Raw genomic sequence first — 12,522 nt, 5'->3', positions numbered from 1 at the left:
CGGGCGTCGGCCGAACGGGTGCGCCGCACCGGCCGTGATCCTTACGATCGGGGTGGCACGGCACACGACCGTGGACGGCACAACGCGTGGTGAGGACGGATCCGCTGATGAATGGTCGCTGGGCGCCGGGTGAGTTCCGCAGGACCCGCGGGCGGCCGGCCCGTCGCGGCCGTCCGGGTGCCCGGGCGGGGGCCGTCCGATGAGCCGGGCGGTGCTGGTGAGCGGGGCCTCGCGGGGGATCGGCCGGGCGGTCGCGGAGATCTTCGCCGCGCACGGGGACCGCGTCGCGCTGCATTACGCGTCGCGGCGGGAGGCGGCCGAGGAGGCGTTCGCGGGGCTGGCGGGCCGCGGGCACGTCCTGGTGCAGGGGGACGTGGGCACGCCGGAGGGGGCGGCGGCGCTCGTCGAGGCGGCCGTCGACGGGCTGGGGGGCGTCGACGTCCTCGTGAACAACGCGGCGGCCAATGAGCCGCATCCGCTGGACCGTACGTCCTTCGAGGAGTGGCAGCGGATCTGGCGGCGGCTGGTGGACGTGAATCTGCTCGGGGCGGCGCATCTGACGCACTGCGCGGCGCGGAACATGATCGAGCGCGAGGTGAGCGGGCGGATCGTCAACATCGGGTCGCGGGGCGCGTTCCGGGGGGAGCCGGACCACCCGGCCTACGGCGCGTCGAAGGCGGCGCTGCACGCGATGGGGCAGTCGCTGGCGGTCCATCTGGCGCCGTACGGCATCGGCGTGGCCTCCGTGGCGCCCGGCTTCGTCGCGACCGAGCGGGTCGCGGACCGGCTGACGGACGAGGTGCGGCAGCAGAGCCCGTTCGGCCGGGTCGCCTCGCCGCAGGAGGTCGCGTCCGCCGTGCACTACCTCGCCTCGCCGGAGGCCGTGTGGGTCTCGGGGGCGGTGCTGGACGTCAACGGGGCGTCGCATCTGCGCTGACCGCGGCCGGAGGAGGCGGGGGCGGCCGGGGCACGCCGCCGGGACCTGCCGGAAAGCCACCGGGACCGGCCGGAAAGGGGAAGCCCCGGCCGAACGGGGGAATTCGGCCGGGGCGGTCTTTGGGGGGGCGGGGTGCCGGCGGCGTTCCTGCCGCGTGGTGGCGAGAGGGCCTTCCGGGGAAGGGCCCTCGGGGCACCGTCGTGCGGCCCCGCTTCCAATTGAACGATAAACCATGGGGAGAGCTTCCGGCATCCCGGGTGACGGCGCTCACCCGTCGCCGCCGGCCGCCCGCGGCGCGCCCGGCGGCACCGTCCGGCGCGGAACTCCGCCCCGTGCGGCCGCCGTCGGGCGCCCGGGCGTCACGGCTCGATCCGCAGCGGACGGAAGCCGTCGTCCAGCAGACGTGGCAGATACCACTCCAGCGCCCGGACGGTCTGGGCGCGCTCGCCACCACCGTCGTGCGACAGCACGATCGCGCCGGGACGGACCTCGTCCAGGACGGTGTCGGCGATGGCCGCCGCGCCGGGAGTCGTCCAGTCCCGTGAGTCGACCGCCCAGCCGACCGGCGACATGCCCAGGTCGTTGCAGATGCTCAGCGACGGGTCGTCCCATGCGCCGTACGGGGCGCGGGCCAGGTCGGGGGCGCTGCCCAGGACGTCCTCGATCAGGCTGCTGGTGCGGCCGAGTTCGCTGCGGACGGCGTCCGGCGGCAGCGTGGTGAGCTGCGGATGGCTCCAGGTGTGGTTGCCGACGGCGTGCCCCTCGTCGGCGATGACCTGCAACAGGCCCGGGAACGCGACGGCGTTCTCGCCGAGGACGAAGAACGTGGCGCGGGCGCCGTGGCGGTGCAGGATCCGCAGGATCTCGGGGGTGTGGCGGGGGTGCGGCCCGTCGTCGAAGGTGAGGAAGACCTCCCGGTGGCCGGCGGACAGCGTGAAGGCGACCTCGGGGTGCGGCGGCGAGGCACCCGGGCCGGAACGGGAGGTCTCGCCGGCCATCGGGCGCAGCCGGTAGCCGTCGGGGGCCCCGGCCGGGGTGGGGCGGCCGGCGCCGGCGGTAGCGGACCCCGGCGGACCGCTGTGGTGCGGGCCGCCGCTCTCCGGGGTGCCGGACGGGAGCAGCAGGCGGCCGGCGGAGAGCGCACCGAGCACGAGCGCGGCCTTGCACCACGCCCGCCGGCTGCTTGTGTGCTCATCGGATGTCACCCCTCACGTGCTCTCACGCGGCTCGCGGAGGCGGCGGGAGCGGCACCGCGGCGGGCGGGTTCGCTACCCGATCGGACCGCACGGCCGGGCGCCCTTCGCCGACGGGCGGCCGCGCCGGGCACGGCCCCGCGAGCCTCCCCGGACCCTCACCGGGCGGCCCCTAGCTTGTCCGCGTATGAGCCCTTTCTCCCGGTCGAAGCGGATGATGGTGGGCCGTCCGCTGGACAGTGCGCGGCTCGGCGAGACGCTGCTGCCCAAGCGGCTCGCGCTCCCGATCTTCTGCAGCGACCCGCTGTCCTCGGTCGCCTACGCCACCGAGGAGATCCTGCTGGTGGTGGGCCTGGGCGGGGTCGCCCTGCTCTCCTTGACCTGGTACGCCGCGGCCGCCATCGTGCTGGTGCTGGTGGTCGTCGTGGCCTCGTACCGGCAGACCTGCTACGCGTATCCCGGGGGCGGCGGCGCCTATATCGTCAGCGCGCGCAACCTCGGGCGGAACGCCGCGCTGACCGCGGCCAGCGCGCTGCTGGTGGACTACGTGCTGACCGTCGCGGTGTCCGTGGTGTCCGGCGTCGCCGCGATCACCTCCGCGATCCCGTCGCTGGGCGGCCATGACGTGGCGCTGTCCGTGGGGTTCGTGGCGCTGCTGGCGCTGATGAATCTGCGCGGCGTACGGGAGTCCGGGCGCGTCTTCGCCGTCCCCACCTACGGATTCGTCTTCTTCGTCTACCTGATGTTCGGGTGCGCGGCGGTGCGGATGGCCACCGGCGCGACCCTCCGCGCCGAGTCCGCGGACCTGCCGCTGCACGCCGCGTCGGGCTACACCGGACTGGCGCTGGTCCTGCTGGGGATGCGGGCGTTCGCGTCCGGCTGCACCGCGCTGACCGGCGTCGAGGCGATCAGCAACGGCGTGCCCGCCTTCCGCAGGCCCAAGAGCCGCAACGCCGCCACCACGCTGCTGGTCATGGGGATCTTCTCCGTCACCATGTTCAGCGGGATCACCGTCCTGGCGATGGTCTACGACGTCCATGTCGCCGCGCAGCCCACCGACCTGGGGCTGCCGCCGGACACCGCGATGCCCACCGCGCTCGCCCAGATCGCCCGCACCAGCTTCGGCGGCGCCGACACCCTCTTCTACCTGTTGCAGGCATTCACGGCGGGGGTGCTGATCCTCGCCGCCAACACGGCCTTCAACGGCTTCCCGATGCTGGCGTCGATCCTCGCCGAGGACCGCTATCTGCCCCGGCAACTGCGCAACCGCGGTGACCGGCTGGTGTTCTCCAACGGCATCATCCTGCTCGCGCTGGCCGCGATCGGGCTGATCATCCTGTTCGACGCACAACTCACCCGGCTCATCCAGCTCTACATCATCGGCGTCTTCGTCTCGTTCACGCTCTCCCAGACCGGCATGGTCCGGCACTGGCGGTCCGAGCTGGCCACCCCAGGGCTGCCGCGGCGCGAACGGCACCGCCACCGGCGCTCCCAGGCGATCAACGCGTGCGGTGCGGTGCTCACCGGGGTGGTCCTGGTCATCGTGCTGCTCACCAAGTTCGTGCACGGCGCATGGATCGTGGTGATCGCCATGCCGCTGCTGTTCACCGGGATGCGCTCGGTGCACCGGCACTACCGGCGGGTCGAGCGGGAGCTGGCGGCCGCGCCCGGCGCCCGGCCCTGGGAGCCGGCGGGCAGCCATGTGATGGTGCTGGTCAACGCCCTGGACGCGCCCGCGCTCAAGGCCCTCGGCTATGCCCGGGCGATGCGCCCGACCACTCTGGACGCGCTGACCGTCGCGGTCGATCCGGACGAGGTGCGCGCGCTGCACGCGCAGTGGGACGCCCATGGCATCGACGTACCGCTCCAGGTGCTCAGCTCGCCCTACCGCGACTACACCCGGCCGGTGCTCGACCACGTCCAGGACGTCTGCCGGCGGCATCCGGGCGGCGCGGTCACGGTCGTGCTGCCCGAACACCTCGTCAGCCGCTGGTGGGAGCAGCCGCTGCACAACCAGAGCGCGCTGCGGCTGCGGGCCCGGCTGCTGTTCGGCCCCGGGGTGAACGTGGTCAACGTGCCCTACCGGCTGTCGGACGGGGAGCCCGGCGACCGGTAGCCGCCTTCCCGGCGGCGGTGCCTCACGGGCTGACGGCCAGCACGATGTACGCGGCCAGCAGGGCCAGATGGACGCCGCCCTGCAACGGGGTGGCCCGGCCGGGGACGACCGTGAGGGTGCCGACGACCACGGTCAGCGCCAGCAGCACCATATGGCTCGCGCCGAGCCCCAGGACCAGGGGGACCGGCAGCCAGACGGTGGCCAGCGCGACCGCGGGGATGGTCAGCCCGATGCTGGCCATCGCCGAGCCGAGGGCCAGATTCAGGCTGGTCTGGACCCGGTCGCGGTGCGCCGCGCGGACCGCCGCGAGGGTCTCCGGCAGCAGCACCAGCAGGGCGATCACGATGCCCACGGCGGACGACGGCAGCCCGGCCGCGGCCACCCCCGACTCGATGGTGGGGGACACCGCCTTGGCCAGGCCGACCACCGCGATCAGCGCCAGCGCCAGCAGCCCGAGGCTGGCCAGCGCGGCCCGGGCGGTCGGCGGATCGGCGTGATCGGCCCCCTCGACCACCTCGCCGGAGCTGGTCACCGGCAGGAAGTAGTCCCGGTGCCGGACCGTCTGGGTGGCCACGAACAGGCCGTAGAGGATCAGCGCGGCCAGCGCGGCGAACGCCAGCTGCGGAGCGGAGAACCGCGGCCCCGGGGTGCTGGTGGTGAACGTCGGCAGGACCAGGCTCAGCCCGGCCACCGTGGCGACCGTGGCCAGCGCCGCACCCGTGCCCTCGGCGTTGAAGACGGCCACCCGGCGCTTCAGCGAGCCGACCAGCAGCGACAGTCCGACGATGCCGTTGCAGGTGATCATCACGGCCGCGAAGACGGTGTCCCGGGCCAGCCCGGCGCTCTTGGCGCCGCCGTCGGCCATCAGGGTGACGATCAGCGCCACCTCGATGACGGTCACCGCGACCGCCAGCACCAGCGATCCGAACGGCTCGCCCACCCGGTGCGCGATCACCTCCGCGTGGTGCACCGCGGCCAGCACCGCCCCGGCCAGGAAGCACGACACCAGCACCACCAGCCACACCGGCAGCGCCACGCCCCAGGTCAGCGCCAGCAGCACCACGGCCAGCACCGGGAGGGCGACGTTCCAGCGCAGCAGGGACGAACGAAGACCGGCGATCATGCCTCCGAGCCTCGCAGACCGGCCGGGCGACTGCCGCTCGGACGGCACGCCGGGCGACCGCGCGCCGTTCGTCAGGCCGCCGCCCGGTGCCCCTTCGGCTCCGCGGCCGTGGTCGCGGCCTTGGTGACATCGGCGACCAGCTCGACGACATCGGGCCCGTAGGCCTGCGAGTTGACCACCTTCAGCAGCAGGCAGAACTGGCCCTCGGCGCCGTGCTTGCGGGCCAGCCGGGCCCGGTTGCGGACCAGATGGCGGACCGCGGCCCGGTGGGTGACCGGGCGCTGGCCGGCCGCCAGGAACACCGGGCGGTCCCCCTCACCGGCCCGCAGCCGGGCCAGCAGCACGTACTCCACGGCGCCGGGCTCCACCCGGTACGCCGAGCCGCCGATGGTGAAGGTGCCGCGGCCCGCGCCGGATTCGTCACCCGGATGCACCGCGACGCCCGGCAGCAGACTGGACAGATGGGCCGCCAGCCTGCGGTGCGCGGTCGGGTCGCCGACGCAGAACTCGGTGCGGGCGCCGAAGCCCTGCAGCCCGGTGTCGTGCGGGGCGATCTCCGGGTGCGCGCCGCAGTTCTCGACCACCGCGGCCAGCCCCAGCAGCGCCAGCGCGTCATGGCGCGGGATGCTCCAGTGCGCCGAGGAGCTGTCCCGGTGCGTGACCAGGACGCACTCCGAACCGTCCGGCAGCCCGAAGAAGGCCTGTTCACGGGTGCGCTTGCGGCCGACGACCGCCGACCGCACGGCCCAGCCGGCCGCCAGGCCCACCACGAGGGCCACGGCCGCGGTGGTCAGGAGCTGCAGGGTGTCGTCCATGGCCGGGGAGCGTAGCGGCAGTCCGGGTGGGTGTTCGAGGGCGGGAGGGGCGGCGGGGCGGCTTGTCCCGGTCCGTGCGGGCCTACCGGATCCGTACGCAATCGGGCCGCCGCGGCCTACATCATCGGGCGGCCGGTCCCTACGGTCACGGCCGTACCGCCGCCGCGGCACCTCTGTCCGCGCGCCGGGCGCACGAGTAGGCTCCGGCCCCTTGCCGCCCCTCGCAGGCCCCTGGAGGAACCCCGGTATGACCAGAGTCCGACGCCTCACCGTCCTGGGAGCGGCCGCCGCGCTGGCCGGCTCCCTGGTGGCGATACCGGCCGCGGCCGGGTCCGCGGCAGCACCCCACCCCGGCCGTGCGGCCCCGGACCGCGCCACCGCACCGCACAAGGCCCCGGTCGCCGTCGGCTACGGCGGCGCCGTCTCCAGCGTCGACGCGGACGCCTCCGCCGCCGGCATCGCGGTGCTCAGGGCGGGCGGCAACGCGGTGGACGCCGCGGTCGCCACCGCCGCCGCCCTCGGGGTCACCGAGCCCTACTCCGCCGGCATCGGTGGCGGCGGCTACCTCGTGTCCTACGACGCCCGGTCGCACGCGATTCGCACCCTCGACGGCCGGGAGACCGCCCCGCGCTCGGCCGGCACGGACCTCTTCCTGGAGCACGGCACCCCGCTCCCCTTCGACCAGGCCGTCACCAGCGGGCTGAGCGTCGGCACCCCGGGCACCCCCGCCCTCTGGGACACCGCCCTGCGCACCTGGGGCACCCGGTCCCTGGGCCAGGTGCTCGCCCCGGCCCGCAGGCTGGCCGCCGACGGGTTCACCGTCGACGCGACCTTCCGCCAGCAGACCGCCGACAACGAGGCGCGCTTCCGGGACTTCCCGGCGACCGCCGGCCTCTTCCTGCCCGGCGGCGAGCTGCCGGCCGTCGGCTCCACCCTGAGGAACCCGGATCTGGCGCGCACCTACGGGGAGTTGGCGGCCAAGGGCGTCGGCGCGCTCTACGACGGCCCACTGGGCCGCGACCTCGTCCGGGCCGTCCGGAAACCGGCGGTGCGCCCCGGCTCCACCCGCAGGGTGCGGCCCGGCCGGCTGACCACCGCCGACCTGCGCGCCTACCGGTCCCTGAAGCAGGCGCCGACCCACACCCGCTACCGCGGCCTCGACGTCTACGGCATGGCGCCGTCCTCCTCCGGCGGCACCACCGTCGCCGAGGCCCTGAACATCCTGGAGCGCAGCGACCTCTCCCACCTGAGCGAGCGGCAGTACCTGCACCGCTACCTGGAGGCGAGCCGGATCGCCTTCGCCGACCGCGGCCGCTGGGTCGGTGACCCGGCGCAGGAGGACGTGCCGACCGGGGGCCTGACCTCCCAGCGGTTCGCCGACTCCCGGGCCTGCCTGATCCACGACGACAAGGCCCTGACCAGCCCGCTGGCGCCCGGCGACCCGCGCCACCCGACGCCCTGCGGCAGCGCGGGCAGGGCCGCCCCGACGACGTACGAGGGGCAGGACACCACCCATCTGACCGTCGCCGACAAGTGGGGCGATGTCGTCGCCTACACCCTGACCATCGAACAGACCGGCGGCAGCGGCATCGTCGTCCCGCACCGCGGCTTCCTGCTGAACAACGAGCTCACGGACTTCTCCTTCGCGCCCGCCGACCCGGCCGTGCACGACCCGAACCTGCCGGGTCCCGGCAAGCGGCCGCGCTCGTCCATGTCGCCGACGATCGTGCTGCGGCACGGCCGGCCGGTGGTGGCGCTCGGCTCGCCCGGCGGCGCGACCATCATCACCACCGTGCTGCAGACCCTGGTCAACCATTTCGACCGGGGGATGCCGCTGGCCGACGCCATCGCCGCGCCGCGCGCCAGCCAGCGCAACGCGGCCCGGACCGATCTCGAACCCGCCCTGTGGAACAGCCCGCTGCGCAGCCAACTCGAAGCGCTCGGCCACGCCTTCACGCCGAACCCTGAGATCGGGGCGGCCACCGGCGTCCAGCGGCTGCCGGACGGCCGCTGGCTGGCCGCGGCCGAGAAGGTGCGGCGCGGCGGCGGCTCGGCCATGGTCGTCCACCCGCGGTGACGGCGCCGCCGCCGGTCCACGGCCCCGAGGGGCGTGATCCGGACGGCACACCACCGGTACCCGCCCGGCCGCTGTGTGCCGTCCGTGTGTCGTCGATGTGCCGCCCCGCGCGGCACCGTTGATGGTGGTCGAGGTGGCGATTAGCCTCCTGGGACCGTTCGTTCGAATGAGCGGTCCCAGGGAGGGCACGCAGCGTGAGCGTTGACGAGAGCCAGGACAGCGAGACCGGGACGGCCCCGGCCCGGCACACCGGCGCACCGGCCGGGGAGTTGGAGGGCCTCGCCGAGCAGGCGCGGGCGCTGGCGGAAGGCCGGGTGACCTCGACCGCGCTGGTACGGCGCGCGCTGGAGCGGATCGCGGCCACCCAGGGCACGGTCAACGCCTTCCGGCGGGTGCGCGGCGAGGCGGCGCAGGCCGAGGCCGCGGAGGCCGACCGCAGGCTGGCGGCCGGGGAGCGGCTGCCGCTGCTCGGAGTGCCGGTCGCGGTCAAGGACGACACCGATGTGGCGGGCGAGCCGACCGCCTTCGGCTGCGCCGGCGAGTTCCCGCCCAAGGAGCGCGACGCCGAGGTCGTCCGGCGGCTGCGCGCGGCCGGCGCGATCATCGTCGGCAAGACCAACGCCTGCGAACTGGGGCAGTGGCCGTTCACCGAGGGCCCGGCCTTCGGCAACACCTGCAACCCCTGGAACCTCGCCCACACCCCGGGCGGCTCGTCGGGCGGCTCGGCCGCGGCGGTCGCGGCCGGGCTGGTGCCCGCGGCCCTCGGCACCGACGGCGCCGGCTCGGTCCGCATCCCCGCCGCCTGGTCCCATCTGGTCGGCATCAAGCCCCAGCGCGGCCGCATCTCCACCTGGCCCGACCCCGAGTCCTTCCAGGGCATCACCGGCATCGGACCGCTGGCCCGTACGGTCGGGGACGCGGCGCTGCTGCTGGACGTGGCCAGCGGCAACCACGAGGGCGATCTGCACCGGCCGCCCGCCATCGCGGCCCGTGAGGCGGCCGGCCGCGAGCCGGGGCGGCTGCGGATCGCGCTGTCCTGGAAGGCGCCCCTCACCTTCACCCGCAAGCCGCTGCACCCCGATGTCCGGGCCGCGGTGACCGGGCTCGCCCACACCCTGTCGGGCCTGGGGCACTTCGTCGAGGAGGCCGAACCGGACTACGGGCTGGTCGGGCTCGCCTTCGTGCCGCGGGCCACGGCCGGTGTGGGGGAGTGGGCGGACCGGGTCCCCGACCGCGCCCTGCTGGACCGCCGGACGCGGGGGGCGGCGCGGATGGGCCGGCTGCTGGGCGGCCCCGTGCTGCGCCGGGCACGCGCCGTCGAACGGCGCCAACAGACCCGCATCGGCGCGCTGTTCGGCCCCTACGACGTCCTGCTGACGCCGACCACCGCCACCCCGCCCCCGCGCATCGGCACCCTCGCCAAGCTCAACGGCTGGCGTACGGATCAGGCCATGATCGCTGCCTGCCCGTACGCCTGGCCGTGGAACGTCCTGGGCTGGCCGGGGGTGAGCGTGCCCGCGGGGTTCAGCGCCGGCGGCCTGCCGCTGGGCGCCCAGCTGCTCGGCCCGGCCCACGCCGAGCCCCTGCTGATCTCGCTGGCCGCCCAGCTGGAGGACGCGCTGCGCTGGCACGAGCGGCGCCCGCCCGGCCACCCGGCGCCGCTCGACGGCCTGCCGCGCTGAGCCTCAGCCGAGCAGCGCGCGGATCGCCTCGGCCGTGTCGGTCTCGCCGAGCCGCGGGAAGATCTTCTCCACGCTGTTGCGGTGCGCCTCGGGGTCCAGGTCGGTCACCGCGTCGGTGGCGACGGTGACGTGGTAGCCGTGCTCGTGCGCGGCCCGGGCGGTGGACTCGACGCCGATGCTGGTCGCGATGCCGGCGACCACGACCTGGGTGACCCCGCGGCGGCGCAGCTCCAGGTCCAGGTTGGTGCCGTGGAAGGCGCCCCACTGCTGCTTGGTGACGAGGATGTCGCCGTTCTGCCGGTCGAGTTCGGGGACCAGCTCCGCCCAGTCGGCGGGCGGGGTGCCGCCCGGCCGCGGGGACTGGGTGCGGCCCGGCGCCCCGCCGGTGACGTTCACCAGGACGACGGGCAGCCGGCGGGCCCGGAACGCGGCGGCCAGCCGGGCGCCGCGCCCGATGACGTCGTCGGCGGGCAGCGGGACGCAGGGCAGACCGGCGATGCCCCGCTGGAGGTCGACCAGTATCAGGGCGGAGGTGGCATCGAGGGTGGTGGCGGGCACGGGTGCTCCTTGGGTGGTGACGGAGGGTGACGCTATGACGGATGTGGCGGTGGTGGCCGTGGTGGCCGGGGGACCGATGGCCGGATTCAGCCGCCGGTCCCGGTCCGGGAGGCGCCGGGCCGCAGGCTGCGGTCGGCGAGGGTCAGGGCGAGCAGCAGCAGCCCGAGCACGGCGCCGATCAGGGCGATCGCGTGCAGCCCGGAGTCCGAGGCGCGCTGCCCGTACAGCAGCCCGATGAGGCCGGCCGCGGTGAGGGCGCCGAGGTACTGGGCGGTGCGCTGGAGCCCGGCGGCCGCGCCCACGCCGTCGGCCGGGGCCTGGGCGTAGACGGCGGCCTGGTTGCCGGTCGAGGACAGGCCCTGCGGGATGCCGAAGAGCGCCCCGGCCACCAGCAGCGCGACCAGCGGGCTGGCGCCCTGCAGCAGGAGGAAGACCCCGCTGCCCGCGGCGAGGAAGACCGCGGCGACGGTCAGCGGGGCGCGGATGCCGCGGGTACGGGCGCCCACGAGCGAGCAGACCGCGGCCGCCAGGGACATCGGCAGCATGATCAGCCCGGCCTGGAAGGACGACGCGCCGTGCACCTGCTCCAGCCACTGGCTGAAGCCGTACAGCACGCAGTAGATGACGAGGTAGGCCAGTCCGTGACGCAGGTACGTGCGCACCAGCGCGCCGTTGCGGGCGAGCATCCGCAGGTCGATGAAGGGCGCCGGATGGCGCAGCTGCCACCACACCAGGACGCCCGCGAGCACGCAGGCCGGCGCCAGCAGCAGCCACTGCGGGTCGGCCAGCCCCAGCAGGAAGGCCATCGCGCAGGTCAGCGCCGCGGCGAACAGGGCCATGCCCAGCGGGTCGAGGGAGCCGGACGCGGCCGGTGCGCCCTCCGGGTGGGCGTCCTTGCGGTCGGCGGGCAGCCAGCAGAGCGCGCCGGCCAGTGCCAGCAGGGCGAGCGGGACGTTCACCGCGAACACCGCGCGCCAGCCGGCGGTCGCGGCCAGCAGCCCGCCGAGCGTGGGGCCGACGGCCGCGCTGCCCAGCGCGGCGAGGGAGAGCCGGCCGAGCACCCGGCGGGGGGTGGGCTCCCCGGTGCGCCGTGCCTCGGCGCGCAGGACCGCCATCGCGGCGGGGTAGGCGGCCGAGGTGCCGATCCCGAGCACGACCCGGGAGACGATCAGCAGCGCGAAGCTCGGGGCGCATGCCCCCAGGACGCCCGCCGCGCAGACGGTCAGCGCACCGGCGACGAACACCCGGCGCGGCCCGACGCGGTCGGCGAGCCGCCCCATCGACGGCTGGCCCACCGCGCTGGCGAGGTACATCGCGGAGATCAGCCAGGCGGTGTCGGCGGCGCCGACGTGGAAGTCCTGGCCGATCGCCACCAGTGCCGTGGCGATCATCGTCGAGTTGATCGGGTTCAGCAGCGAGCCGAGCAGCAGGGGCGCCATCAGCCGGGCGCCGAAGGCGGGGCCGGATCCGGAGCCGGAGGGAGGCGCACCGGCCTCCCGGGGCGGGGCGACGCGCGCGGACGGTATGGCGGCGCCCGCTGCCGTGCCGTCCCGCGCGGGGGTGGGGATCCCGTTCATCGCGGCATCAGCCGCCGCATCAGCTCGGTGGCGGTCGCCAGGGTCCGCTGCTCCTCGGGGGTCAGCCGGTCGGCGATGGCCACCGCCAGCCAGTTGTGCTTGGCCTGGCGCACGACGGCGAGCATCCGGCGGCCCTCCTCGGTGAGGGAGAAGACGACCTGGCGGCCGTCCGTCGGATGCGGGCTGCGGGCGAGGACGCCGCGCTCCTCCAGCGCCCCGACGGTCAGCCGCATGGACTGCGGGCGGACCCGTTCGGCGCGGGCCAGGGCGGCGATGGTGGCCTCGCCCTCGGTGTCGATGCGGGAGATCACGGCGCGCTGGCTCGGGGTGAGCTCGCCGTGCGGCGAGGCGATGCGCATCTGCCGCATGAGCAGGGAGACGGCGGAGCCCAGCTCCGTCGCGAGGCGTTCGTGGTCCTTTTCCGGCATGCCTCCAGCCTAGGAT

At 75.3% G+C, this 12,522-nt stretch carries 10 protein-coding genes; 4 read left to right on the top strand and 6 right to left on the bottom strand.

Features of this window, described 5'->3' with window-relative positions; genetic code table 11:
- Positions 1 to 199: 199 nt before the first annotated feature.
- Positions 200 to 937, top strand: coding sequence for an SDR family NAD(P)-dependent oxidoreductase (locus IEY78_RS12225; protein ID WP_189097687.1), 738 nt, complete (start codon positions 200 to 202; stop codon positions 935 to 937).
- Positions 938 to 1,296: 359 nt separating this feature from the next.
- Here IEY78_RS12225 and IEY78_RS12220 read toward each other — a convergent pair whose 3' ends face one another.
- Entirely contained in the window at positions 1,297 to 2,142 is an 846-nt protein-coding gene (locus IEY78_RS12220; protein WP_189097686.1) for a polysaccharide deacetylase family protein, read from the bottom strand.
- Between the two features lie 175 nt (positions 2,143 to 2,317).
- Between IEY78_RS12220 and IEY78_RS12215 the strand changes: the two genes are divergently transcribed.
- The gene (locus IEY78_RS12215) at positions 2,318 to 4,246 is read left to right on the top strand and encodes an APC family permease (RefSeq protein ID WP_229699889.1); all 1,929 of its coding nucleotides are present in this window, start codon (positions 2,318 to 2,320) and stop codon (positions 4,244 to 4,246) included.
- A gap of 22 nt (positions 4,247 to 4,268) precedes the next feature.
- Here IEY78_RS12215 and IEY78_RS12210 read toward each other — a convergent pair whose 3' ends face one another.
- Entirely contained in the window at positions 4,269 to 5,369 is a 1,101-nt protein-coding gene (locus IEY78_RS12210) for a calcium:cation antiporter (RefSeq protein ID WP_189097685.1), read from the bottom strand.
- Between the two features lie 71 nt (positions 5,370 to 5,440).
- Positions 5,441 to 6,184: a hypothetical protein gene (locus tag IEY78_RS12205; protein ID WP_189097684.1), complete on the bottom strand. Its 744-nt coding sequence runs from the start codon at positions 6,182 to 6,184 to the stop codon at positions 5,441 to 5,443.
- 247 nt (positions 6,185 to 6,431) lie between these two features.
- Between IEY78_RS12205 and ggt the strand changes: the two genes are divergently transcribed.
- Positions 6,432 to 8,261 carry a gamma-glutamyltransferase gene (gene ggt, locus IEY78_RS12200; RefSeq protein WP_189097683.1) on the top strand — a complete coding sequence of 610 codons (1,830 nt, stop codon included), beginning with the start codon at positions 6,432 to 6,434 and terminating at the stop codon, positions 8,259 to 8,261.
- 194 nt (positions 8,262 to 8,455) lie between these two features.
- Positions 8,456 to 9,943 (top strand): amidase, encoded by a 1,488-nt coding sequence (locus IEY78_RS12195; protein ID WP_189097682.1) that lies wholly within the window; start codon positions 8,456 to 8,458, stop codon positions 9,941 to 9,943.
- 3 nt (positions 9,944 to 9,946) lie between these two features.
- Here IEY78_RS12195 and IEY78_RS12190 read toward each other — a convergent pair whose 3' ends face one another.
- The 3 genes from IEY78_RS12190 to IEY78_RS12180 all read right to left on the bottom strand — a co-directional run bounded on the left by IEY78_RS12190 (position 9,947) and on the right by IEY78_RS12180 (position 12,506).
- The gene (locus IEY78_RS12190) at positions 9,947 to 10,501 is read right to left on the bottom strand and encodes an isochorismatase family protein (protein WP_189097681.1); all 555 of its coding nucleotides are present in this window, start codon (positions 10,499 to 10,501) and stop codon (positions 9,947 to 9,949) included.
- A gap of 86 nt (positions 10,502 to 10,587) precedes the next feature.
- Positions 10,588 to 12,078 carry an MFS transporter gene (locus IEY78_RS12185; RefSeq protein WP_229699888.1) on the bottom strand — a complete coding sequence of 497 codons (1,491 nt, stop codon included), beginning with the start codon at positions 12,076 to 12,078 and terminating at the stop codon, positions 10,588 to 10,590.
- On the bottom strand, positions 12,075 to 12,506 hold the full coding sequence (locus IEY78_RS12180) for a MarR family winged helix-turn-helix transcriptional regulator (RefSeq protein ID WP_189097680.1): 432 nt from the start codon (positions 12,504 to 12,506) through the stop codon (positions 12,075 to 12,077). Before IEY78_RS12180 ends, IEY78_RS12185 begins: the two co-directional genes overlap by 4 nt.
- Positions 12,507 to 12,522 lie beyond the last annotated feature (16 nt).

Origin of the sequence: Streptomyces kronopolitis (genome assembly GCF_014646275.1) — a bacterium.
GTDB classification, from domain to species: Bacteria; Actinomycetota; Actinomycetes; order Streptomycetales; family Streptomycetaceae; genus Streptomyces; species Streptomyces kronopolitis.
This window is presented reverse-complemented; position numbering and strand designations above follow the sequence as displayed.

Bases quoted from the DNA above. Each gene is read 5' to 3' on its own strand.
- IEY78_RS12225 (WP_189097687.1), top strand. From the start codon at position 200: ATGAGCCGGGCGGTGCTGGTGAGCGGGGCCTCGCGGGGGATCGGCCGG.
- IEY78_RS12215 (WP_229699889.1), top strand. From the start codon at position 2,318: ATGAGCCCTTTCTCCCGGTCGAAGCGGATGATGGTGGGCCGTCCGCTG.
- IEY78_RS12210 (WP_189097685.1), bottom strand. From the start codon at position 5,369: ATGATCGCCGGTCTTCGTTCGTCCCTGCTGCGCTGGAACGTCGCCCTC.
- IEY78_RS12205 (WP_189097684.1), bottom strand. From the start codon at position 6,184: ATGGACGACACCCTGCAGCTCCTGACCACCGCGGCCGTGGCCCTCGTG.
- ggt (WP_189097683.1), top strand. From the start codon at position 6,432: ATGACCAGAGTCCGACGCCTCACCGTCCTGGGAGCGGCCGCCGCGCTG.
- IEY78_RS12185 (WP_229699888.1), bottom strand. From the start codon at position 12,078: ATGAACGGGATCCCCACCCCCGCGCGGGACGGCACGGCAGCGGGCGCC.
- IEY78_RS12180 (WP_189097680.1), bottom strand. From the start codon at position 12,506: ATGCCGGAAAAGGACCACGAACGCCTCGCGACGGAGCTGGGCTCCGCC.